Source organism: Rhizobium sp. 32-5/1 (assembly GCF_029537235.1).
GTDB lineage: Bacteria > Pseudomonadota > Alphaproteobacteria > Rhizobiales > Rhizobiaceae > Pararhizobium.
Window position 1 is genome coordinate 1,515,475 of record NZ_CP120638.1, and the last position, 24,993, is coordinate 1,540,467.

Annotated in this window: 8 protein-coding genes and 7 pseudogenes; 12 read left to right on the forward strand and 3 right to left on the reverse strand. The window is 59.2% G+C overall.

Going from position 1 to position 24,993, the window contains the following annotated elements:
• Window positions 1-375: 375 nt before the first annotated feature.
• Window positions 376-1,564 (reverse strand): annotated as a pseudogene (locus P6U16_RS07845) (exo-alpha-sialidase).
• Between the two features lie 26 nt (window positions 1,565-1,590).
• Window positions 1,591-2,497, reverse strand: a pseudogene (locus tag P6U16_RS07850) (dihydrodipicolinate synthase family protein).
• A gap of 301 nt (window positions 2,498-2,798) precedes the next feature.
• Between P6U16_RS07850 and P6U16_RS07855 the strand changes: the two are divergent.
• From P6U16_RS07855 to P6U16_RS07885, 7 genes and pseudogenes are all read left to right on the forward strand, one after another.
• Window positions 2,799-4,451 (forward strand): ABC transporter substrate-binding protein, encoded by a 1,653-nt coding sequence (locus P6U16_RS07855; RefSeq protein WP_277703269.1) that lies wholly within the window; start codon window positions 2,799-2,801, stop codon window positions 4,449-4,451.
• A 139-nt stretch (window positions 4,452-4,590) separates the two neighbouring features.
• Window positions 4,591-5,547 carry an ABC transporter permease gene (locus P6U16_RS07860; RefSeq protein ID WP_277703270.1) on the forward strand — a complete coding sequence of 319 codons (957 nt, stop codon included), beginning with the start codon at window positions 4,591-4,593 and terminating at the stop codon, window positions 5,545-5,547.
• Between the two features lie 2 nt (window positions 5,548-5,549).
• Entirely contained in the window at window positions 5,550-6,512 is a 963-nt protein-coding gene (locus tag P6U16_RS07865) for an ABC transporter permease (RefSeq protein WP_277703271.1), read from the forward strand.
• Window positions 6,509-7,515, forward strand: a pseudogene (locus P6U16_RS07870) (ABC transporter ATP-binding protein). The gene P6U16_RS07865 and the pseudogene P6U16_RS07870 overlap by 4 nt, the downstream one beginning before the upstream one ends.
• Window positions 7,515-8,525 carry an ABC transporter ATP-binding protein gene (locus tag P6U16_RS07875; protein ID WP_277703788.1) on the forward strand — a complete coding sequence of 337 codons (1,011 nt, stop codon included), beginning with the start codon at window positions 7,515-7,517 and terminating at the stop codon, window positions 8,523-8,525. The pseudogene P6U16_RS07870 and the gene P6U16_RS07875 overlap by 1 nt, the downstream one beginning before the upstream one ends.
• Window positions 8,522-9,634: pseudogene (locus P6U16_RS07880) on the forward strand (four-carbon acid sugar kinase family protein). Before P6U16_RS07875 ends, P6U16_RS07880 begins: the two are co-directional and overlap by 4 nt.
• On the forward strand, window positions 9,624-10,382 hold the full coding sequence (locus P6U16_RS07885) for a FadR/GntR family transcriptional regulator (protein WP_277703272.1): 759 nt from the start codon (window positions 9,624-9,626) through the stop codon (window positions 10,380-10,382). The pseudogene P6U16_RS07880 and the gene P6U16_RS07885 overlap by 11 nt, the downstream one beginning before the upstream one ends.
• A gap of 87 nt (window positions 10,383-10,469) precedes the next feature.
• Here the strand turns inward: P6U16_RS07885 and P6U16_RS07890 are convergent.
• A pseudogene (locus P6U16_RS07890) lies at window positions 10,470-11,647 on the reverse strand (polysaccharide biosynthesis/export family protein).
• A 412-nt stretch (window positions 11,648-12,059) separates the two neighbouring features.
• Here P6U16_RS07890 and P6U16_RS07895 point away from each other — a divergent pair.
• The 5 genes and pseudogenes from P6U16_RS07895 to P6U16_RS07915 all read left to right on the forward strand — a co-directional run bounded on the left by P6U16_RS07895 (window position 12,060) and on the right by P6U16_RS07915 (window position 24,906).
• Window positions 12,060-19,625, forward strand: coding sequence for a type I polyketide synthase (locus P6U16_RS07895; protein ID WP_277703273.1), 7,566 nt, complete (start codon window positions 12,060-12,062; stop codon window positions 19,623-19,625).
• Complete coding sequence (locus P6U16_RS07900; protein ID WP_277703274.1) at window positions 19,622-21,037, forward strand: aminotransferase class I/II-fold pyridoxal phosphate-dependent enzyme; 1,416 nt, start codon at window positions 19,622-19,624, stop codon at window positions 21,035-21,037. The genes P6U16_RS07895 and P6U16_RS07900 overlap by 4 nt, the downstream gene beginning before the upstream one ends.
• A 25-nt stretch (window positions 21,038-21,062) precedes the next feature.
• A complete protein-coding gene (locus tag P6U16_RS07905) occupies window positions 21,063-21,872 on the forward strand; it encodes an SDR family oxidoreductase (RefSeq protein WP_277703275.1) in 810 nt (269 codons plus the stop codon).
• Between the two features lie 74 nt (window positions 21,873-21,946).
• Window positions 21,947-23,574 (forward strand): annotated as a pseudogene (locus P6U16_RS07910) (LTA synthase family protein).
• Between the two features lie 49 nt (window positions 23,575-23,623).
• Window positions 23,624-24,906: pseudogene (locus tag P6U16_RS07915) on the forward strand (capsular biosynthesis protein).
• Window positions 24,907-24,993 lie beyond the last annotated feature (87 nt).

Genomic DNA, 24,993 nt, shown 5'->3' on the forward strand with positions numbered 1-24,993 from the left:
TAACTGAAGCTGTTTCAACGATCGCGTCTCTCGATCTATCAACATGTAAATTTGTTATATAAATTCGCAGCTGCTTGCAAGACCAAACGGGGAATGGACGACCTTTTTTAAGTCTCTGATCTACTTTGTCACCGATAGAACAGAAATAAATCACTGTTATAGCTCGACTTATTTTACAGAAAGAGCTAGATAACCCACGACTGGTAGATCTGGAAGCTAGGTGCCAGCCGCACCATAATCGCCTTACCATATGTCAAAATCTCGCAGTTATTTCCGTAGTTTTGACTATCTCTCTTCCGCAATTTTACAAATACAGACCCGTCAACGGATCACACGTTAGCGGCCGCAACAGCTTTTCACCGCAAACGCCGCCAGTTAGCCCTCGAGACGCACATATTTGATGGCACGCCGGTAGTAGGTGTAGGCAATATGCAGCGCGCCACCCGGGCCCTCAACGATCGACGGGTAGGAATATTCGCGGTTGAGCGCGTCTTTTGAGTTGTTGGTGAGGCAGTAGCCATCGCCCGTATCGAGATCGCGCCGAGCGGTGAAGGTGCGGCCACCATCGGTCGATATCGACAGGCTCAGCGGCGCCCGCGGAACACCCCAGACGGCTCGACGTCCCTTGTTTTGGGGCTCGACCGCAGCCGGGGCAACCGCACCCTGCCCGTCTTCCGCCTCGATCTCGTCGTAGAGCGAAAGCCGTCGGTCCGTCGACATGGATGCATTGGAATGATTGTAAACGATGCCGATCCGTCCACCGGAGAGTGGAGCAGCCTGGATCGAGGAATTGTTGTTGGGAAGCTCCGTCGGTTCCGGGGCGCTCCAGCTTCGTCCACCATCGGACGACCAGCTGCGCAGCACCTGCTCGGCAAAGCGGTTTCGGTAAAAGGCCACCATCCGGCCCCCCGAGTGCGACGATGTTCATATGTACGGCACCGATGCTTCCCGGTACGTCCGCCACCGTCCAGCTCTGACCTTGATCCTCCGAAAGCAGCACGGCTGCAGCATCGACATTGCCGGTCCAGCGCTGGCCCGGCTCACCAATGCAGCGGAAGGCCGGCAAGAGCCAGATGCCCGTGTCATTGACCACAATCGGCTGGCGTACAAAGGTTCCGGGTGTATCGCAGAGCGTTTCCGGCGGGCCAAAACTGCGGCCACCATCCTCTGAAATCCGACGTTTGACCACGGCGCCATCCTGGTTGCCGGAAACCTGCGAAGTATATAGCAGCCAGACGCGACCATCGGGCGCCGAAAAGATGATCGGGTTCTGCTCGGACTTAGTTGGGTCATCCGACATCTTTTCCGGGGTGGACCACCGGTCGGCGCCAGGGGCCAGGCGCGACATGTAAATCGAGATATCGCCCATGCCCTCCATCGTGCCGCCGAACCAGGCGCAGGTCAGTGTGCCATCGGGAAGAAAAGCGAGGTTTGCTGCGTGGTTCTGGACGCAGGGGGACAGGAGAAACGCCTCAGAACGACCATCCTGCCCAGGGAAAGGTTTGATTTCGCCGGTCATAAGCGGCGGGATTTCCTCTGGGCGCAGACCGGAATTGTTCGTCATCGCATCATCCTCCCCGTCACCGAGCTTTACGGCAGTTTCGCGAATTTCACGGCAAGATCAGCCTGGTCGGCAGGGCTCAGCGCCATCAGCGGTGCACGCGGCTGCGCCCATGCCGGCTCACCGTGCTTTAAGCCAACCATCGCCTTGATCGTCGGGATCTGAACATAGGAATTGGAGAGGCTGCGAAAGGCATTGATCCGGGCCTGCGCCGCCTCGACGACAGCCGCTTGCGCCGGATCATTGGCGTGATCGTAAACGGTGCGCAGGAATCCGCGACGAGATTGGAGGTGGCGGTGATGCAGCCGGCGCCACCCGCCTTGACCAGCGGCAGCAGGAGTGGATCGGCTCCCGCCAACACCGAAAAACCGGGGAAAGCGGCGAGAAGCGCTTCCATATTGGTGAAATCGCCTGCCGAATCCTTGATGCCGACCACCGTATCGGGGAAAGCCTCGATCAGGCGGCTGATCAGCGGTAGCGACAGCGGAATGCCTGAGACCTGCGGGATGTGATAGAGAACGACCTGCAGCCGTTCATCACTGATCGCCTCGATGATCCGCGCATAGGCAGCAAAAGCCCCTCGTCGGACACACCCTTGTAGTAGAACGGGGGCAGCATCACGACACGCGTCACGCCAAGCGACAGCGCATGGCGCGTCAGCTCAACCGTTTCGGGGATAGCAGCAACGCCGGTACCGGGCATCAGTTTCTCAGGGGATATGCCCGCCTTTACAACACCTTCGAGAAGGCTTCGGCGTTCCGACAATGAGAAGGAGTTCGCCTCTCCAGTGGTGCCGAGCAAGGCTACCCCATGGCAACCTTCGTCAAGCAAACGCTGGCAATGACGGGTGAACAGGCCGAGATCCGGGCTGTGATCGGAGTTCAGCGGCGTCGTCGCTGCGCTGTAGACACCCGTGATGCGCGGTGCTTTTGTCATCGGCAATCTCCTCCCGACTCTGTGGATCCGCCAGCCTGACGGCTTATGCGAACGAGCTCGCTTTTCGACCAAAGCATGACAAGTTGTCAAGGCGAAAAAGCCGAATAGATTATCCGCCTTTATTTATCTATTTGTTTATAAATAATAAAATTTGGTATCTGCATTTTTGCTTTTTCATATCCGGAATTAATGTTGACATATTTACAATATCGATCCAGTCTCAGGCCTCATCATGGCGCGGCAACCTGTCGGGAAACCGAGGGAATGGAGGGCGCGATGATTGCATCTATTGGAGGATCAGATGTCTAATCAGAACAATGAATTCGCTTCGCCGAAAGCACAGCTCACCCGCCGCAGCGCCCTGAAAATCGGCCTTGGCACCAGTGTCGCCGTCACGCTTTTCGGCATGGGCGCCCGCATCGTCATGGCTCAGGAGGGCCAGGTGCTGAAGGTCGCAAACCCCGCTTTCAACCAGGATTGGTCACCGTTGCGCGGCGGCGGCGTGCCGTTCCGCTGGAACTCCGCCTGGTGGGCATCGCCGATGTATTTTGATGCCAAGGGCGATCTGCGCCCTTATGTCTTTACAAGCTGGGAACCGTCCGACGACAACAAGACCTGGACGTTCAAGATCGACCCGAAGGCCGTCTTCTCCGATGGCAGCAAGATCACGGCGGAAGACGTGAAGGGCTCCTGGAACGTTGCCTCCATGCCCAACACCAAGAGCCAGCGCGCCGATCAGGTCTTAAGCAAGGTTGCCGGTTTCGCCGAAGTCAGCGGCGGCACGGCGAAGGAAATCTCCGGCATTGCGACGCCGGATGAAGGCACCGTCGTCGTGACACTCGGCGCCTCCGATCCGATCTTCTTCATGCGCATCGCCAATCACATTGCGCCGATCACCAAGGCATCGCAGTCGCGCGGCGAGGACGGCGAGGAAGTGACGGACTGGTACATGCCCGATAACGGCGCCGTCTATTCCGGCCCATTCAAACTCACGAGCATCGATCTCGACGGCGGCAAGCTGGTCTTCGAAGCCAACGAAAATTTCTTCGGACCGAAGCCGAAGCTGGCCCGCATCGAGATTTCCTCGATTGAGGACAATGTCACGGCGACCTCGCTTTTGAAGTCCGGCGAATTCAACGCCCACACCGAACTCGTCACGTCGACCATCATTCAGGATCTCGGCGCGGAATTCGCATCCGGCCCGCTGATCCCGACCAGCCAGCATTTCTGGTTCAACAGCGCGCGCGCGCCGTTGGATGACCCGAAAGTCCGCCAGGCGCTGATCATGGCCGTCGATCGTGAGGGGCTGATCAAGGCCTCCTTCCCGGATGGCCCGCACAAGAAGACCGACCAGGTCATCAACTCCGTGCCGGGCGCCGAAAATTCCGGCTTCGAACCTTACCCCTACGATCCGGAAGGCGCAAAGAAGCTGCTGGCCGAATCCAGCTATGGTGGACCTGAGCGCCTGCCGAAGCTTCTCTTCGTCGGTATTTCCGGTCCGGCGATCGAAGCGGCGGCCCAATATATCGCGGAACAGTGGCGCCAGAACCTCGGCATCACCGCCGTCGACATGAAGCCGCAGCAGGATGCGTATGCGGGACCGGACCAAAACGCGGTGCAAATCTTCCGCGACGACGTCGGCACCCGCGTGCCGGATGCCGTGTCCTATCTCGCCGGCTCTATCGCTTCGACCTCGTCCAATGCCCAGAACAAGCTCGGCGGCTACAAGAACGACAAGGTCGACAGCCTGCTGGCGGAAGCCGCAACCAAGGCGGTCGATGATCCGCAGCGTGTGGCGCTGGCGCAGGAAGCCCAGAAGGCCTTCCGCGAAGACTGGCAGTTCATTCCCTGGTACGCCCAGACCATGTCGCGCTGGGCCAATGCCAATGTCTCGGGCATGGACAAGAACCTCGACTGGCAGGTCGTCGCGCCCTGGGAAATCTCGATCGCCTGATCGAGCAGGCTTTTCCTCAAGACCTCCTGTGCGGGAGCGGTTTCCGCTTCCGCACAAAACTTGAATGCCGGAGTGTGATCAGGCGCCGATGATCGGCCTTTGTCGCATCTTCCTCGTGAAACATGGGTGGGAGACTGCCATGCTGCGTTACATCACGACGCGTTTTGTCGTCTGGATACCATCCGTCCTGCTCGTCATGCTTGGTGTCTATGCGCTGGCCTATTTTGGCGCCGGCGATCCGATCAAGCTGATTTTCCTGCGCGCGCCCGGCGACGTCGCCTATAATCCGGAGCGCATCGAGGCGATCCGTGAAAGTGCCGGCCTCAACAGGCCCTTCCTCGAGCAGTTCGCCAGCTACATCTGGAACCTTCTGCACGGCAATTTCGGAAACTCGCTGACATCAGGCCGCTCGGTCTGGGCGATGATCTCGGCGGCGGCACCGGTCTCCTTCAAGCTTGCCCTCTGTTCCATCCTCCTCACCGCCGTCGTCGCCATTCCGCTCGGCCTGATCGCGGCCTTGAAGCAGAACACGCGCACGGACTATGCCATTCTCGGCTCGGCGCTCTTTCTCTGGGCGATCCCCGCCTATGTCGCCGGCCCGATGCTGATGGTGCTTCTGATCATGGTCATTCCCGGTTCCAACGTACCCTATGGCTGGGGCGGGATCTTCGACGTGCGCATTCTCCTGCCCTTGTTCGTCCTCTCCTTCCAGCCGATTGCGCTCATCGTTCGCCAGACCCGCTCCGCCGTGATCGAGGTCCTCTCAGAAGATTTCGTGCGAACCGCCCGCGCCAAGGGCGTGCCGGAAACCATCGTGGCGCTGCGCCATATCCTGCGGCCGGTCCTCACCCCGGTCGTCACCCAACTCGGCCTGATCATGATCACCATCGTCAACGGCGCGATCTTCGTCGAGCTCGTCTTCGGTCTGCCGGGCCTTGGCCGCCTGACCGTGCAGGCGCTGACCAACACCGATTACCCCGTCATCCTCGCCATCACGCTGATCGGCTCGTTCCTGGTGATGATCTCCAATCTTCTGGTCGACGTGCTCTATCCCCTGCTCGACCCGCGCGCCAACGACACGCGAAGGAGCCGCTGACCATGTCCGTCATTCCCATGGCCTCCACTCCGGATTTCAAGGAAGAACCGCCCGTCAGCCTGTGGCGCGACGCCTGGTACCGGCTGCGCCGCAACCGGCTGGCCGTCTTCGGGCTTGGCATCGTCGTGTTGCTCGCCTTCACCGCCCTGTTCGGCCCTTACCTTACGCCGTTCGACTTCCTCAGCCAGAACCTCGACGCCCGCAACATGGCACCGTCGCTGACGCATCTGTTCGGCACCGACGATCTCGGCCGCGACGTCTTCAGCCGCGTGGTCTACGGCACCCGCACGGCGTTTCTCGTCGCCATTGTCGTCACCGCCATCGCCGTCGTGATCGGCGTGACGCTCGGCGCCATGGCCGGCTTCTTCGGCGGCTGGCTCGACCGGATCGTCATGTGGCTCACCGACATGACGATGTCGATTCCCAACCTGCTGCTCGTTGTCGTCATAAACGCGTCGCTGAAGTCGCCAATCTCGAGCTGGATGGAGAGCCGTTACCTTGCAACGCTCAATCCCTTCTACCGCGAAACCATATGGGTCGATTTCCTGCTTGTGTTCGGCTCCATGGCGCTGATTTCCTGGCCGCCCTACGCCCGCCTTGTGCGCGCCCAGGTCCTGTCCATCCGCTCGCGGCCGTACATCACCGCGGCGCAGGCACTCGGCCTGACCAACCGCATCATCCTGATGCGCTATGTCGTGCCGAATGCGCTCGGGCCGCTGATCGTCGCCGTCAGCGCCGGTCTCGGCACCGCCATGGTGCTAGAAAGCGCCTTCTCCTTCCTCGGCGTCGGCGTCAATCCGCCGACCCCCAGCTGGGGCAACATGATCTCCGACGGCCTTCGCGTCTGGCAGCATTATCCGCATCTGCTGGCCGCACCCGCCGCCGTGCTCGGCCTCGCCTCCGTGGCCTTCTCCTTCCTCGGCGACGGCCTTAACGACGCCCTCAATCCCCGCGGTGCAAAATGACCAGTACCCACTCCGGCGAACGACTGCTTGACGTCAAGGGGCTGACGATCGAGATCGAGACCCGCAACGGCCCGGCGACCATCGTCGACGGTATCGACCTGCATGTGAACAAGGGCGAAACACTCGGCGTCGTCGGCGAATCCGGCTGCGGCAAGAGCCTGACCATGCTCAGCCTGATGCGGTTGTTGCCGAACAAGATCCGCGTAACCAAGGGCACTGCGCATTTTGCCGGACGCGACCTGCAGACCATGTCCAGTTCAGAACTGCGAAAGGTGCGCGGCGGCGATGTCGGCTTCGTTTTTCAGGATCCGATGACCTCGCTCAACCCGGTGATGCGCATCGGCCAGCAACTGGCCGAGCCGCTGATCTACCATCGCAATATGAACAAGGCGCAGGCCCGCAAACGTGCCGGCGAATTGCTGAAGCTTGTCGGCATTCCCGGCGCCGAGGACCGCCTCGATGCCTACCCGCACGAGTTGTCTGGCGGCATGCGCCAGCGGGTGATGATCGCCATTGGCCTTGCCTGCGATCCGCAACTGCTGATCGCCGACGAACCGACCACCGCACTTGACGTCACGATCCAGGCGCAGATCGTCGATCTGGTGAAGGAACTGCGCGACAGGCTCGGCATGTCCATCGTCTGGATCACCCATGATCTGGCGCTGATTGCCGGGCTCGTTGATCGCGTCGCCGTGCTCTATGCTGGCACCGTCGTCGAAGATGCGCCGGTAGACGACCTGTTTGCCCGCCCGGCCCATCCCTATACGCAAGGCCTTCTGGCCTCGATCCCGAAGCTCTCCGATGAGCGTGCGAGCCGCCTGAGCTCGATCGGCGGAACACCGCCGGAACCGGGGCGTCGCCCGAAGGGCTGCCCTTTGCACCACGCTGCCCGCTGACGGAAGCCATCTGCCACGAGAAGATGCCGCGGCTCCAAGCCCTTGGCCACGCCGGGGCGCACCGCGTCGCCTGTTTTGTCGCGCAACGAAATCTGGAGGCCGCATGATGGGCGCCCAACCTCTGATGCGGATCGAAAACCTGGTCAAGCATTTCCATGTGCGCCTCGGCGCCTTCGGAGAACGGGCGGCCACCGTGCATGCGCTTGACGATGTCACCTTCGACATTATGGAAGGCGAGACGCTGAGCCTTGTCGGCGAGTCCGGTTGCGGCAAGTCCACCACCGGCTTCACCCTGCTCAACCTGCATCGGGCGACCAAAGGCAAGGTCGTCTATCAGGGCACCAACATCGTCGCGCTCGATGAAAAGGCGATGCGGCCCTATCGTCGGCAATTGCAGATCGTCTTTCAGGATCCCTATTCGACGCTCAATCCGCGCATGACGATCGGCGAGGCCGTCGGCGAGCCGATCCTGTTTCACAAGCTTGCCACCAAGACGGAAATCAAGGAGCGTGTCTCCACGCTTCTGGCTGATGTCGGACTGCCGCCGCGCTTTGCCTCGCGCTATCCGCACGAGCTTTCCGGCGGTCAGCGCCAGCGCGTGGCGATTGCCAGAGCGCTTGCCTGTCAGCCAAAGTTCATCGTCTGCGACGAGGCGATCTCAGCGCTCGATGTGTCCGTGCAGGCACAGATCATCAACCTTCTGCTCGATCTGCAGCAGAAATATCGGCTGACCTACCTGTTCATCGCCCATGATCTTGCCGTCGTGCGGCACATCAGCGACCGGGTCGGCGTCATGTATCTCGGCCGCCTTGCGGAACTGACCAGCCGCGAGGAGCTGTTCGACAATCCGCTCCATCCCTATACCAAGGCCCTGCTTTCGGCCGTTCCGGAAGCCGATCCCGCGCATGAACGCAGCCGCAAACGGCAGGTCCTGCAGGGCGATGTTGCAAGCCCTCTGTCGCCGCCCTCCGGCTGCCGGTTTCACACCCGTTGCCCAATCGCCATGGAGATCTGCAGCAAGGTCGTTCCGGAATGGCGGGAAGCCCTGCCCGGTCATCACGTAGCCTGCCATGCTGTCACGCAAGGGCTTTCAGGCAGCGGAGGCCTGCCTGGATGACATTGCTTGCCGTCATCATAGCCGACGACCTGACAGGCGCGCTTGACACGAGCACGCCCTTCGTCGAGGCAGGATTGACGGTGGCTGTCGCAATTGAGCCGGAGGCCCTTGCAGAGGCACTCACGCTGAACACAGACATCCTTGCGATCAACACCGCATCTCGTGCCTTATCTTCCTCGGAGGCCGTCCACCGCATCACGCAGACCCTGGCGGCGCTTGGTTCCGCCTGCCCGGATATCCTTCTCAAAAAGATCGACTCGCGGCTGAAGGGGAATGTAGCGGCTGAAAGCGAGGCTGTGGCGCGGGCAAGCGGCCGGCGCCGGATCATCGTCGCGCCCGCGGTCCCGGATCAGGGTCGCTTTACGATCGACGGCGCAGTGACTGGTCACGGCGTGGAGACTCGCCTACCGATCCGGCCGCTGTTCGGCGAAACGGAACTTGCTGTGGATGCTATCGACGCCGAGAGCGACGCGGATCTCGACCGCCTTGTTTGCGAACTGGACTGGGCGGACAGCGTGGCGGTTGGCGCCCGTGGCCTTGGATCCGCGTTCGCCCGCCAGTTGGCAAAAGCTGTGCCGGGCGGCATTCCCTTCAAGCCGATGTACGCCACGATTTTTGCTTTCGGCTCCAGAGACCCAATCACCACAATCCAGATCGGACGCCTGGAAAACGCCGGTCGCGTACCTGTCGTCGATGCGTCGGCGGGCTCGATTCCTAGATCTGTTTCGCCTGCCCTGCCCATCGTTCTGCGTTGCACCGGGAATCTCGCGAGCGATCCAGAGGCCGTTGCCGCGCGCTTTGCAGGGGGTCACCCGGATTGTGCAAAAAACGAACCCGGATATGCTTATGATGGGTGGAGGTGATACCGCACTTGCCATTCTTCGCAGGCTCGGCGCGACCGTTCTGATGCCCCACGGCGAGATTGAGGCCGGCGTGCCCTGGTTTGAAATTTGTCTTCGCGATAATCGCACCTTGTTGTGCGCGGTGAAATCGGGGGCTTCGGTCATAGCGATTCTTTGCTAAAACTCATTCCGGAGAATCTGCTAATGCAGATTGAAACCGGCAGACCGGTGATCGATAACAGGTGTGGTAATAAGCATGGCGCATGACGTCCCCTCGACCGGCGAACCCGGCCCGACCGCCAAGGCCGAACGGGGTAAATCGGTGCGTTTGGTCGATCGCGTCTTCGACCAATTGCGTGAACGCATCCGCTCCGGTAATTACCCGCCCGATTCCCGCCTGCCAGGCGAGCATGAACTGGCCTCGATCATGGGCGTTTCCCGACCGATCGTGCGCGATGCCCTCGGTCGCCTGCGTGAGGAAGGCCTCGTGTACTCACGCCAAGGGGCAGGCACGTTCGTTAGCGCGCATGCGTCACCGGCCACGCATCTTGCCTATTCGCCGGTCAAAACCATCGCCGATATCCAGCGCTGCTATGAGTTCCGCCTGACAATCGAGCCGGCGGCAGCGTATTTTGCAGCAATGCGGCGTGACGATGCGGCAATCCAGAAGATAGCCGCAGCACTCGCTGATCTGCGCGAGGCGACCAGCCATCAGTTGCATCGCACCGATGCCGACTTCGTTTTCCACAAGTGTGTAACCGAAGCGGCCAATAATCATTATTACACTGCATCTATCGATGCGCTGAAACCGCATATCGCCGTCGGCATGCATCTGCATGGCCTATCGCTGATGGGCCCGCGTCTCGGCCTCGAGAAAGTTTTCCAAGAACACAACGCCATCTACCAGGCGATCGCGGATGGCCGCGCAGACGACGCACAGAAAGCGATGCGTCTGCATCTGGAAGGATCGCGGAACCGTCTTTTCGAGGATCGGGTTCTCGACCTGTCCTTCTGACCAAGCAAATTGTAATCGCTAATGAAAAGCCCGGTCATCAATGCTGATACCGGGCAATTTTTTAACGGGCTGAAGGCTCTGACGTGATCAGTTGCCCAGATCGTCCGCTATATTGACGGCCGACGAGGCAACGCCAATCGGTCGCGCGACTAGATTAAGGAATTTGCTCATATCGACAGACGGATGGCGCGAGGCATAGATAACGTCACGGCTCTTGATCGGGAACGTCTGGCCGACAATCAGGCTGTCAGGCTTGGACATGTCGAGCCGATAGACGATCGGGTAGCGCCCTATACTATCCGGGGTCATGCCCTTGTTCAGCATTTCATCGAAGCGTTGTGTGCCGAGCAGGCTCATAATCACGTCCGGCTCTTCGTATCGGAAAACGAAATAGCCCTTCATATCAACCGCAGCATCGTTGCCACCGCCAGCCATCGCAACGGCCTCGAGAAGATTGAGGTCGTTGGCACCGAATTCGATACGCCTGTTGGCTTTGGCAGCACCCAAAACAGTAAAGGTGCGCGGATCATGCGTCACAAAAATCTGGTCGCCGGGCTGGACTCGAACGTTTTCCGACGGGTTTTCGATGATCGATTTAAGGAGAGCCGTACCGGTTTTCTTTCCACGAACCAGCGTGACATAGGTTTCGTAAGGCTGCGATGTCGGCCCCCCGCCTTGGCAACAACCTCATTGATCGTTTCGCTGACAAGGCTAAGCGGAACCACCGAGGATCGACCCACCGCACCTGAAACAGTCACGTTGCGAGACGCGGTGCTTATGCTGGTCACGATCACGTCAGGCTCTACGGCCTTGTTGACCAGTTGTTTCAGAATCGCCTGGCGGGCCTGCTCCAGCGTCTTCCCGGCAAATTTAACAGCCCCAACATAGGGAATAGCCGCCGTGCCGTCTGGCTGGACAACCAGATCAAGGTTGGTCTGCTTGGAATCGGCTGTGGAAAACAGGCCGTCGCTGCCTGCTTCAAAGATAGTAATCTTCAACTGGTCACCGACGCCGATCACCACCCGGCCGACACCGCCGCCGATACCGAAGCGTCTGTTCAACGCCGTCGCGACGTAATCCGAGACCAGGCGGGCAGAGCGACCATCCACGTCAACGACGTCGAAAGGCACGGCGCTTTCCCGGCCAATCTGCTGGCTGGACTTTCCGGCATCCGCAAGGATGTCCGATGAAACCGGTCCCTCACCGGGGACAGCCTGACACCCCGACAAGACGGCGCAAATCAGGATTGCATTCAAACGGACCAATTAGAGCACTCCGAAATCAGCGCGTTAACATCATACTCATGATGACAGGCGCTGTTGCATTCAAGAAACGGGAATCCCGACACCCCCTGAAAAGCATAATAGCTGATCTACAACAAGTCATTCTGACCGGTTTTCGCCCAAATAATTCACTAGTGCGCCTTTCCGGCAATACCCAATATGCAACGGTTACAGCCTGTTCCCATAATTGTTTTGGCACATTGAGCCATTTAGATATGTTCGAGCATCGGGGTTGAAACGTATACAGGTTGAGTTAAAAGCTCACTAATAGGCAGATTATGTTTGCCGGCGAGAGGCTGGCAAATTTTACCAGACCAGAGGTTCGGATTGCTTTTTCGCGACCTAAATGCAATCAGCAATATAATACACAGCATTTTAGAGCGTTCGATTGAATATGACCGTTGAAATCATTGGGCGTGCTTGTGCAGCCCCTGGAGCAGATCTGCCCCAAGCGCTATTTAAAGTGCTGCGCCAGGGCAAATGCACCGTCACGCGCATTCCGTCTGATCGCTGGGATCTGGCACGGTTCTGGCATCCGGTCGGAAACCAGGGCAAAACCTACTCGTTTGCCGCCGGCGTGCTCGACAATATCTATGATTTCGATGCAGCCGCTTTCGGCATGTCACAGCGCGAAGCCATGCACATGGACCCGCAGCAACGCGTGTTGCTGCAACTCGCCTGGCGGGCACTGGAAGACGCGAATATTTCCATTTCATCTCTGAAGGGAGAAAACGTCGGCGTCTATGTCGGTGCATCAAGTCTCGACCATGCCAACCTGACAGTTGAAGATCCGGCAGCGGCCGGCCCGTACTTCATGACCGGGAATACACTCTCGATCGTTTCAAACCGAATTTCGCACATTTTCGGGCTTAGCGGTCCGAGCATGACAGTCGATACCGCCTGTTCCTCTTCACTCGTAGCGCTCGATCAGGCCATGCGGGCGATGAATGCCGGCGAAATTGATACCGCCATTGTCGGCGGTATCAATATTCTTGCCCATCCACTGCCCTTCGTTGGCTTTGCGCAGGCGCGCATGCTTTCGCCGGAGGGCCTGTGCCGCGCCTATGACAATGACGGTGCGGGCTATGTCCGCGCCGAGGGTGGTGTCGTGTTGATCCTGCGCCGCTCCGACCGAGCGAGGCAGGAAAAAGACCGAAGCTACGCCAAGATCATTGCCACAGGGGTCAATTCGGCCGGACGAACCAATGGTATTTCACTGCCCTCGCGCGAAGCGCAGGCAAATCTGCTGCGCTCGATCTATCACGGCAACAATATCGATGCCAATCAGGTAGCATTCGTCGAGGGCCATGGCACGGGAACCAAGGTCGGCGATCCCGCGGAAGTCTGGTCAATCGGCACGGTCATCGGCGCCAATCGCGGTGCCCCTGTCCCGATCGGCTCTATCAAGTCGAACATCGGTCACACGGAGCCCGCATCCGGCCTGTTTGGCGTGCTCAAGGCAGTCATGGCGCTTGAGAACAATTATCTGCCAGCCTCGCTGCATTTTAAAACACCGAACGAGAATATCGACTTTGAAGGCCTTAACGTCCGCGTCACGGCTAACCCGATCGAACTTCTGCGTGGCAAGCGCGCGCGTCTCGCAGGCATCAATTCTTTTGGCTTCGGTGGTGCAAACGCGCATGTCGTCATCAGCGACCCCGATCCCATACAGGAAGACAAAGTTCACAACAACGCAACCGGCCATGTCTTCATGGCGAGCGCGCATACGACCAATAGTCTTGAGGAACTGCTCAAGGCCTACAAGGCCAATTTGAGCAAGGCTTCGAAGGATGAAACACGCGCCATCATTGCGGCGTCCGGAGCAAACCGGACGCAAATGCGTCATCGGTTTGCCGTACGCAGCGATCAGCCGGAGGACATCGTCCGCGCTATAGCCAGCCATCTCGCAAAACCCGCTTCCGATATAGGCGAGGCCGGTGAAGTGGTGACGAAGGATGCCAAAGTCGCCTTCGTATTTTCCGGCAATGGATCGCAATGGGCCGGTATGGGCGTCGAGGCTTTTCGCGAGAATCTCCATTTCCGCCAATGCTTCGCCTCGGTCAGCGCGCTCTTCAAGTTCCATTCCGACATTTCACTGACTGACCTGCTTAACGATGAGGATCTCGACAAGAAGCTATCCGACACCAAGGTCGCGCAACCGCTGCTGTTTGCCGTACAGGCCGCACTGTCTGATTCCCTCGTTGCCATGGGCATAAAGCCGACCGCCGTGTTTGGCCATTCCGTTGGTGAAATCGCCGCTGCTTATGCCGCCGGCGCTCTGTCCTTGGTCGATGCGGTGTCGATCGTGGCCAAGAGGTCTCTGCATCAGGATCTACTGGCTGGCCAGGGAACCATGGCGGCAGTCATGCTCGGCGAAGAACAGGCGGCGGCATTTGCCAAGACGTGCGGTCTGGAGCATGTCTGCGTTGCAGCCATCAACGCGCACAATTCAGTGACAATTTCCGGCCCGGCAAACGAGATCCAGGCATTCCGCGATGCGGCCCGCAAAGCAAAGATCCCGGTTCAGATTCTCGACATCAATTACCCGTTCCATCATCCGATCATCGATCAGGCGAAAAAGTCCTTTCTTGCCGATATTCCGGATATCGCACCGCGCAAGTCGGAACTCATCTATCTCTCAACAGTAACAGGCGAAAAGCTGGACGGCACGCATCTTGATCCGGATTACTGGTGGAGAAACGTACGCGAACCCGTGCGCTTCCAGGCCGCGACCGAAGCTGCGATTGCGCTCGGCTGTAGCCTGTTTATCGAGATTTCTCCACGTCCAATCCTGTCATCTTATGTCAAGGAGACGGTGAAGCAATCCTCGGCTCCTGGCACAGTCGTGCCAACTCTTCTCCGTGATCCCGGAGGAAAGGGGCAGGATCCGGTTTCCCGTGCCATGGCGCGTGCCATTGCGCATGGTGCGTCGTTCGATGAAGTCCGCCTGTTTGGCAAACGCAATGCTTTTGTACCTGTTCCGAACCTGCCCTTCGAAAGCGTGGAACTGCGGCCGACATCAACCAGTGATGCCACGGATTTTTTCGGACGCGGCAGAAAGATACCCTATACTCTGGCGGGCTGGCGCTCGGATCTGAACAGCGGTAGCTGGAAGAACCATATCGATGCCCATCTGTTTCCCGACCTCGCCGAGCATATCGTCGACGGTAAGGCAATCCTGCCGGGCAGCGGCTTCATCGAAATCGCAATCTCCGCTGCGCAGCAATATTACGGCACCAGCGAAGTCGATATTACCAACCTCGAAATTGTCCGACCGCTGGAACTCGGCGATAGCCGAATGATGGAACTATCGACAATTCTGTCGCCTGAAACCGGCGATATCGAAATCCGCTCGCGTGAGCGTCTTTCGGAGGACGACTGGACGGTGCATGCCGTGGCACGCAGCCGCAAGCCGATTGCCCAAGGCGAAGCCGCCCCGGCAAACCCGTTTGCCGGGCTAGAAAAGGCTGCCACGGTTACACCGACAAAGGCCTACGAGACGGCGCGCCAGTTCGGCCTTGACTACGGCCCGCGTTTCCAGCTTCTGGCAAAAGCCGTTTCCTATGGCGATCGCTTCATTGATGTAGAACTGAAGGACCCACAGGATGCCGGTCATCCGTTCGTAACATACAGTCTTAATCCGATCTCGGTCGATGCGACATTCCACGGCCTCGTCGCGATGTTTGACCGGTTCACCGGCGAAGTTGGAGGCGCTCCCTACATTCCCGTCCGCTTCGGCGCCGTGCGCGTGCGCAATTCGGGCCAGACGGTCAAGCGTGCCATCGTCGAGATCGAGCGCATCAGCGCAAATTCCATAAAGGCGAAGTTCCGCTTCTTCAATAAATCAGGAGAAATGGTCGCGGCCTTTGATGACTGCCGTTTCCGTCGCACGTATCTCCGGCAGCACAAGACGCTGGATGCGCTCTCTTTCCATTACGAAGCTGTGCTTTCAGAGCGTGATGCTGCATTCGCCCCATTGAAAGCGGCAACACCTTTGTCGCTTCCGCTTCTGTCCGTCCCTGATGAGGCGGGCATCGACAATGCGACTTTGCTGTTCAACGCGGCGATCTACCGTGCCTGTCACGAGGTTGCTCTGAAGCTCGGCAAGGGCAGCGCGCGGGTCGACACCCGTTCGTTGCCGGGGGACTTTGCATTCCGCTGCTTCCTGGCAAACTGTCTCTATATTCTTGAAGACGCCGGACTGTGCGAGCAAAAGAACGGCAGTTGGAAGATCGCGACCGAATTCTCGCTTCCGGCCGTTGGCGATATTCTCAAGGAGCTTTACGGCGAGCGCGCGGAGCGCGCTGTGGAAGCCGTTCTCATCAACAACGCCTATGCCGAGGCGCTTGATCGGATCGATAGTCTCTTTACGGCAGAAATGGCGAGCGGTGATTCCGATGGGATGGCGCAGACCGCGTCTTTCATCAGCGAAGCCACGCTGGATCATCAGATTGTGCACTCGGAATCCAGCCGCCAGCGGATGGAACTCGTCCTTTCCGCAGCGGAAAAGGCGTTGCAAAATGCGCGCGGAAATTCAGATCTGCGCATGGTGGAAGCGGGAACAGTCTCACCCGGCTTCACCCGTCGGCTGGCGACGCTTGCCGCGCGCTATCAGGCAAGCCTGATCGTTGTCGAACCACGCGAAAATGCCCAAAGATCTCTCGAAATCGCCTTCGAGGAAGATGCACGCGTGCGGATTCTGAAAAAGGACGAATTTGCGTCCATTCCATCTTTCGGCCTGATCGTCAGCGCGTCCGACACGCTGTTCACCCTTGTTGACGAGGACACATCGATCCGCAACGCGATGCGCGGGTCCCTCGTCGCGCATGGCGCCCTCATCGCTGCAATGAATGCCCCGACGGTCTTTAGTGATTTTTCTTTCGGCCTCACGGATAGTTGGTTTGCCCGTAGCCAGTCGGTCGAATTCCCGATCGGCAAACTACCGACTGTCACCCAGTGGCAGAAGTGCCTGACAGATCTCGGACTTCGAGACGTCATGGTCGATGACCGGGAATTATCCCACGGCAATATCGTGACCGTCGAAGCACGCGGCCCAGAAAACGGGAACATCGCCAATACGCCAGCCGAGGCTCCCATTGAGGCCAGCAGATCCATTCTGGTGCTGCACGAAGGCAATATGTTCGAACTCCTGAAGTCCGTTCCGACCGGCATAGACGAAGGCTCCCTCGTGCCTGTCCACGTCACGGGCGATATCGACGCAGACAAGGCGCGTTTCCTGGAGGTGTTCGAAGGCTTTGGCAGCAAGCCGCTTAGTGCGATCTATGTTTCGGCGGCAACCAGCGGCGACCGTGTCGGTGATTCCGCTGTGCTGCAAAGCCGCGTCCTTGCCCTCAGTGCCTTTGCCGAAGCCCTTCGCCAGCATTTTGCCGGCGCCGAACCAAGCGCCGGTATGCGGCCGAAACTGGTTATCGCAGCGCCGGGCGGCGCTCCGGTCACAGGCCAATCACCCGGATCGAGCGTCAACAGTGGTCTTTGGGCATTCGCACGTGTCATCCAGAACGAATACGATCTGCTCGACATTCACCTCGTTGACTTCACCGGTCTTCACGATGCCGGAACTGGTGGGCAACTTGCAGCCGCGATTTCGATGCTTGGCCGTAACGGCGCAAATCGCGAATGGCTGTTCGACGGCAAAACAGGTCTGCTGAGCGAATTGCGCGCAGTCCCCGGTCCGGTGGACGCGGCACTGCGCAGGACGACCACCTTTAAGGCGGCGACCATACGGCAGCGGGTCAGTTCGCAGGTTGGCAGCATTGCCTGGGAAGAATGTGACGTGCCAAAGCCGGGACCCGGCGATATCGTCGTTGCGGTTGCCGCCACCGGCCTCAATTTCCGTGATGTCATGTGGGCCATGGGCTTGCTTCCCGAGGAAGCGCTTGAAGATGGCTTCGCCGGCGCCACGATCGGCATGGAACTCTCCGGCCATGTCGTGGCCATCGGCAGCGGTATTACCGACCTTTCGATCGGCGACGCTGTCATGGCGATTGCACCCGCGGCGTTTTCGACACATGCCGTGGTTGCACGCTCGGGCGTGGCAAAGCTGCCTGAAACGGTCAGTCCCGTTGCCGCTGCCACCGTGCCGGTGGCGTTCCTCACAGCCTATTACGCCATGGTCGAACTTGGTCGCATCCGGGCGGGCGAAACCATTCTGATTCACGGCGCCGCCGGGGGCGTCGGCCTTGCCGCGTTGCAAGTCGCGAAGCTGGCAGGGGCCAAGGTCATCGCCACGGCGGGAACGCGCGAAAAACGCCGCTTCCTCAAGATGCTCGGAGCCGATCACGTCTTCGATTCCCGCACACTGGGCTTTGTCCAGGACGTGCTGCGCGCCACCGACGGTCAGGGCGTTGATCTTGTGCTGAACTCGTTGTTCGCGGAGGCGATGGAGCAAAGCATTTCGCTCGTAAAGCCCTTCGGCCGCTTCCTTGAGCTTGGAAAACGCGACTACTATGGCGACAGCAAGATTGGGCTGCGGCCGTTCCGCCGCAATATCAGCTATTTCGGTATCGACGCCGACCAACTTCTGGTCAATGCGCCGGAATTGACCAAGCGAATATTTACCGAAATCGGAGCACTGTTCGAAGAAGGCAAGCTCGTGCCCCTTCCCTACCGCGCTTTCGACTTCGACGAGATTGGCAATGCGTTCCGGCTGATGCAGAATGCCGGCCATATCGGCAAGATCATCGTACTGCCTCCTGTAGCGGGACTACATCAGGTGGCAAAGCGCGCGCCGGGCCGCCTCAGGGTCGATGCAGCCGGCGTGCACCTGGTCGTCGGTGGCATCGGCGGTTTCGGTCTTGCCGCGGCAAACTGGCTGGTCGACAAGGGTGCACGCAACATTGCGCTTTGCTCGCGCCGCGGCGTTGCCGATGATGAAACGCTGGAGGCCATCCGTCGCTGGGAAAAGAAGGGCGCATCCACCACGCTTCACGCCTGTGACATCACCGACGAAACGGCGGCTGGCGAACTCCTGGGCACGCTCCGGCAGATAGGGCCGATCAAGGGCATCATCCATGCCGCCATGGTTCTGGACGATGCGCTGATCAACAACCTGACACGCGAACGCAACCAGCCGGTCATCGATGTGAAGGTCAAGGGTGCCGCCGTGCTCGACAGGCTCACCCGCGTCGATGCGCTCGATCACTTCATCCTGTTTTCGTCAGCAACGACGCTGGTGGGCAATCCGGGGCAGGCGAACTACGTTGCCGCCAATGGCTATCTTGAAGGGCTTGTCCGCGCTCGCCGCAGCGAAGGCCTTCCCGGTTTAGCCGTCGGTTTCGGTGCGATTGCCGACAAGGGCTATCTGGCCCAGAATACCGACGTCAACGACCTGCTCGCCAAGCGTATTGGGAAAACCGCCTTGAAGGCACAATCCGCGCTCGAACAGGTGGAAAATTATATACGCTCCGAACCAGGCACCGTCGATTCGGCAGTCGTGATGATTTCGGAATTCGACTGGGCGGCTGCACGCAATCTGCCGGTGGTCAAGCAATCGCTCTTCGAAGTGGTCCTGAGAACTGCCGACCAATATTCGTCGGGTGGCGATGGCAACAGCATGGATCTCGTGGCCATGATCGAAGGCAAATCGCCGCAGGAAGGTGAAGACGTGCTTTTCGAACTGGTGGCTGGCGAAATCGCTGCTATCCTTCGTGTCTCGAAAGATACGATATCGCGCAGCAAGGTCCTGAAGGAAATCGGGTTAGACAGCCTGATGGCCGTGGAACTCGGAATGAGTTTCCAGCAAAACACAGGCTTCGACATGCCGCTGAGCGGTGTTGCCGACAACACGACAGTCGGCGATGTTGCCCGCAAACTCTACGAAAAGGTGAGCAAGCGGGATCAGGGCGGCGAAGATCAGGACGAGCCTGGCGACAGCAAGCTTGTCACAGAATTGACGCAACGCCACGTCGGCACGGCCACGGAGAAGGCAGCGAGCCAATGAGCAACGACGATGACCGCCAGGCGGTTTCCAAGATGAACAGCAGCGTCAAGGAAAACCTGCTGGACCGTATGCGCAACGCGCATCAGTCTTCGGAACGCAACCGCATTGCCCGGTCGGAACGTGACATTCCTCCACCGGTTCGTCGCAAGCAGACAAAGTTCGAGGACTTGCCGGAATACAAGCAGGTCCTGACCCAGAAACTCGCCAGCGAGCAACTAGGTATCAGCAATCCTTTCTATCGGGCACATGAAACTGCGGCCGGCGCAACGACGGTTATCGACGGGCGAAAGCTCATCAATTTCGCATCCTACGACTATCTCGGTCTCAATCGTCATCCGCATGTCCTGGCCCATGCCCGCGAAGCGATGCAGACATTTGGCATCTCGGCCTCTGCAAGCCGGCTTGTGGCCGGCGAACGCCCGGTACATGCGGAGCTCGAAGAGAGAATTGCGGCCTTTTACGGTGTCGATGCGGCGGTCTGCTTCGTCAGTGGCTACCTGACAAATGTCGCGGCGATCAGTTGCCTGATGGGGCCGAAAGACCTCGTCGTCCACGACGAATTCATCCATAACAGCGCGCTGGCCGGCATCAAGCTCTCGGGCGCGACACGCCGGCTTTTCAAGCATAACGATGCCACCGACCTCGAGCATGTGCTGCGCACCGTGGCCGGCGACTATCGCCGGATCCTCGTCATCGTCGAGGGCGTCTATTCCATGGACGGCGACATCGCCAATCTGCCGGCGATCGTGAAGCTGAAGGCCGAATACGGCTTCTGGCTGATGGTGGACGAGGCGCATTCGCTTGGGATTCTCGGGAAGCGCGGCAAAGGCACCTTCGAGCATTTCGGTATCGACCCCCGCCAGATCGACATCTGGATGGGGACGCTGTCGAAGACGACCTCAAGCTGTGGTGGCTATATCGCCGGCAGTTCAGCCCTTGCCGCAGTCCTCAAGGCTTCGGCCGGCGGCTTCGTCTACAGTGTCGGCCTCGCGCCCGTCTTGACCTCCTCGGCGATCGCAAGCCTCGACATTCTGGAAAACGAACCGGAACGTCCGGCCTCGCTGAAACGCAACGGAGCATTGTTCCTGAAGCTCGCGCAGGAAGCCGGCCTGGATACTGGCCTTAGCGCCGGTTTTTCCGTTGTTCCCGTCCTTGTCGGCGATTCGCTGCGGGCCGTGCAGCTTTCCAACGATCTTCTCGCAGCCGGCATCAATGCCCTTCCGATCATCCATCCAGCCGTACCGGAAGGTCTTGCCCGCCTGCGCTTCTTCATCACCAGCGAGCACACGGAAGAGCAAATTCGCCAGACTGTGGCTCTGACCGCCGAAAAGCTGAAGGATCTGACAGAGCGGAACTTCGGCCTCGGTTCCGTCGATATCCAGCAGATGATGAAGATGCTCGCCGCGCGCTGATATCGAACCGATTGCGGGCCGCACCATGACACATGTTATCATCACGGGTGGCTCGAGCGGCATTGGTCTCGCAATCGCGGATCTTTATGCGGCCCGCGGCGCGAAAATCTCTCTGATTGCCAGGTCCCCTGGCCCACTGGAGGCGGCCCGCGCAGCCATCGCAGCGCGCAACGGGATTGACGCCAACCTGATCGGGATCGCTTCGGCAGATGTGGCGGACGAGGGGCAGATCAGCGCTGCGATGCATGCTTGCGAGACGCTGTTTGGCCCCTGCGACATTCTGGTGACCGCCGCCGGAATCGTGCATCCCGGTCGATTCGAGATTTTGCCTTCGGCCGATTTCAACCGGCAGATGGCCACCAACTTCCACGGCAGCATCCATGCCGTGCGCGCCGTCTATGATGGCATGTGCCGTCGCCGAAATGGCAGCATCATGCTGGTATCCTCTGGAGCGGGGCTCATCGGGGTTTACGGTTACGCCGGCTATTGCGCCTCCAAGTTTGCGCTGCACGGCTTTGCCGAGGCATTGCGCTCGGAAGCGCGGCCAAGTGGCGTCCGTGTGAGCGTCTGCTTCCCGCCGGATACCCAGACACCACAATTCGATGGCGAAATTGGGCTGCGGCCCGCCGAAGCGGCAATTGTCATGGGCAAGGTTCGGCCTTGGACAGCCGAGGCCGTCGCCAGCCGAATTGTCGCCGCCATAGCCAAAGGGCGTTTCGAAGTGTTCTTCGGCCCATCGCTGCATGTGCTGGGCCGCTTCGGCTCGACGGTGAAACCTGTACTCAACTGGTGGTTCGATCGCGCCATTCGCAGCATTGGCCGCACCAGGCTCTGAACTGCCCACAGCATGCTTGTATACGCCCCGGATTGTCTTTAAACCTCGCGTTAGAACGGCAATGTTCCCGAGGCATGACTGCAGAAATCAAAGGTATCCGTTTGGCATTGATGTCTATCCACCTGCACGATAGCCCCATATTGCTGACGCTTTTTTGTTACGCGCTTTCCTGTCTCGTCATCTTGTTCACGGATCGCTTTGCCTTGCCCAAGCGCGAACGCAGGAGACATCGCCCACCAACGACCGTGAAACAACACCTCATTGAGGCCGTCGCGCGACTTCCGGTGATCTTCCTCGTGTTCGCAGGATTTTTCGCGATCTCCTGGCGTCCGCTTTATGCGGGCGCGGGAACGATGAGCTTCTTCGTCATCTTTACCGGGATTTCACGCGCCAAATTCAAATTCATCCGCGAACCGCTTGTCTTCTCCGACATTGCCCTTGTCGCCGATGTCTTCAAATACAAATCGATCTTCTACGCCAACTCGTTGAATGTCGTTTTCTGGACGGTAGCCTTCCTCTACGTGTTTGGCGTCTCCGGGCTCTATATGTATTTCGAGCCTGCGATAATTCCCGACCGGCACTGGTACTTGTGGGCCCTGCTCATGCTCGCTATTGCCGATGTTCCCTGGCTTCTTCTGTTTTACGGCCCCGTGAACCGATGGACGGCCGACATGGTGCGAATGCTTGTCGATAAACCAGTCGCCAAGATCAGCACTATCTGCTTCGGGACGTTTACCTCTGTCGTCTTCCATTTCATCATGTGGCTCGGCGCACGTCGCGAGGAGATCGTTGCCGAATTGCAGGAACGCTTTTTGCGGCGGTTCACGATCTCATCGGCCACGATGCAGACAACAAGGCGCCGCTTATCATCGTCTGGCAATCGGAATCCTTCCTCGACATGCGCCGGCTGGGCGTCGATACGCTCAACCTTCCAACGATGGACCGGCTCCAGAAGCGCGCGTCGCAGTGGGGCTTGCTGGCAACCGTTTTCGAGGGCGGCTATACGCTGCGCACCGAATTTGCTGTTCTAAGCGGGCTTTTGCCGGATGATCTTCATGTCGATGCCAGCTATCCCTATCTGCGCGCCAGCCACTATACCGACGTGGTCTGGCCGACAAAGCTGAAGAATGCCGGCTGGAGCACGCATTTCATCCATCCCTATGACCGCACTTTCTTCCTGCGCCACAAGGCCATGCCGCAGCTCGGCTTCGAAAAGATGACTATGCTTGACGAATTCGAGCACGACATCATCCGCGATGGCCCCTATGTTTCGGATGCGACCCTGACGCAAAAGGTCATCGAGGCCGTCGAGGCCCAGACGGATGCCAAAGGTAGCCTTCTCTTTGTCGCCTCCATGGCCAATCACGGCCCCTGGGAACCAGGTCGTTGCGGCGACCTGACCGATCCTGTCAGTATTTATCTCGAAATCCTGCAGCAATCGGATGCCGCGCTCGGCACGCTGGTAGATCACCTCGAAAAACTCGACCGGCCGGTCTGGCTAGTGTTCTATGGTGACCACGCGCCGCTGCTAAAATCCTTTGCTGATCCCTTCCCGGATCCGCGTACCGATTATTACATCGTTCCGCTTGGCTCCGTCCGCAAGCCCAAGGGGTCGTCAGTGGCGGCGCAGACGGAGGAACCGTGGAATTTGTTCGAGGCGATGCTCAAGCATGCCAATCTGCAGAAGGATGAACTGCAATAGACTACGGGCTCAAAAGATCGCGACGCGTATCACAGTCCCGGCGGCATCCATGATGCCCGGCCAAAACCGCGTCTTCCTGTTTCTGCAGGGCCCCTCCTCGCCGATCTTTGCCAAGATTGCGGATCGGCTGGAGCAGCGCGGCCATCGCTGCCTGCGGATCAATCTCAATGCGGGCGACCGGATCTTCTGGCGACGGTCAGGCGGCTACAATTATCGTGGACGCCCGGCGGACTGGCAGTCTTATCTTGCGGCGTTTATCGAACGGCATGCTGTCACGGACCTGGTGCTTTTGGGAGAAGAACGGGCCTATCATCAGGCAGCACTTGCCGTTGCCAAGGCGGCATCGGTCGATGTCTACGTTGTCGAGATGGGTTATCTGCGGCCCGACTGGCTGACCCTGGAGCGGGACGGTATGTCGTCAAACTCCCACTTCCCAACCGATCCCAGACACATCGTTACTGCAGGCGCCGGATTGCCGGAACCGGATTGGCAGCGCCGCCACAACCAGACCTTCGTTGCGGAAGCAGCCTATGATCTGCTTTACAATCTTCCGAACGTCTTCCTCTGGTTCTTTTATCCGCATTATCGCCGGCATGCGCTGTTTCATCCGCTTGCGGAATATGGCGGGTGGCTGCTGCGACTGGCCGGCGAGGCAAGGCGCAAGAAGGCTGCGACCGCGCTGATCGAACGGCTTGCAACAGGCGGGGCACCCTTTTTCGTCTTTCCGCTGCAATTGCAGACCGATTTTCAATTGCGCGCCCATTCCCCCTTTAACGGCCAGCGTGAGGCGATCGACGAGGTTTTCTCGTCTTTTGCGCAGCATGCGCCGTCCAGCGCGATGCTGGTGATCAAGGTCCATCCGCTCGACAACGGCCTGATCAACTGGCAGGCCTATATTGGCAAGGCAGCGGAGGGACTTGCGATTGCTGAACGCGTGTCGTTTCTCGACGGGGAGACCTGAATGTGCTGCTGGAAAAATGTCAGGGCGTCGTGACGACCAATTCGACGGTCGGACTGCACGCGCTGCAGCAGGGGCGGCCCGTGAAAGTGCTGGGAACCGCGATTTTCAATATCGAGGGACTGACGGACCAGGCGCCGCTCGATCACTTCTGGACAGCGCCGGCAACACCGGACGAGACCTTGCGGATGGCTTTCCTGCGCCTGCTCGCCGCCTCGATCCAGGTGCGCGGCAATTTCTATTCTGCCGCGGGCACGGATGCCGGTGCGGACGCGATCGCGGAGCGTTTGGACAATCGCATGGTCAACGAGCCTGACGCCTATGTCGATCCGCCACCGCGCCGGAAGCCGCCGAAACGGCGCCTCAGAGATTGACTACGGCCTCACTACCCGAGCCAGATCTTGATGCTGTAACCGACGATACCGACGGCGAGCACACCCGCCGCCCAAAGCGCGACGAAC

Bases quoted from the DNA above. Each gene is read 5' to 3' on its own strand.
- P6U16_RS07900 (WP_277703274.1), top strand. From the start codon at position 19,622: ATGAGCAACGACGATGACCGCCAGGCGGTTTCCAAGATGAACAGCAGC.
- P6U16_RS07875 (WP_277703788.1), top strand. From the start codon at position 7,515: ATGGGCGCCCAACCTCTGATGCGGATCGAAAACCTGGTCAAGCATTTC.
- P6U16_RS07865 (WP_277703271.1), top strand. From the start codon at position 5,550: ATGTCCGTCATTCCCATGGCCTCCACTCCGGATTTCAAGGAAGAACCG.
- P6U16_RS07905 (WP_277703275.1), top strand. From the start codon at position 21,063: ATGACACATGTTATCATCACGGGTGGCTCGAGCGGCATTGGTCTCGCA.
- P6U16_RS07860 (WP_277703270.1), top strand. From the start codon at position 4,591: ATGCTGCGTTACATCACGACGCGTTTTGTCGTCTGGATACCATCCGTC.
- P6U16_RS07885 (WP_277703272.1), top strand. From the start codon at position 9,624: ATGGCGCATGACGTCCCCTCGACCGGCGAACCCGGCCCGACCGCCAAG.
- P6U16_RS07895 (WP_277703273.1), top strand. From the start codon at position 12,060: ATGACCGTTGAAATCATTGGGCGTGCTTGTGCAGCCCCTGGAGCAGAT.
- P6U16_RS07855 (WP_277703269.1), top strand. From the start codon at position 2,799: ATGTCTAATCAGAACAATGAATTCGCTTCGCCGAAAGCACAGCTCACC.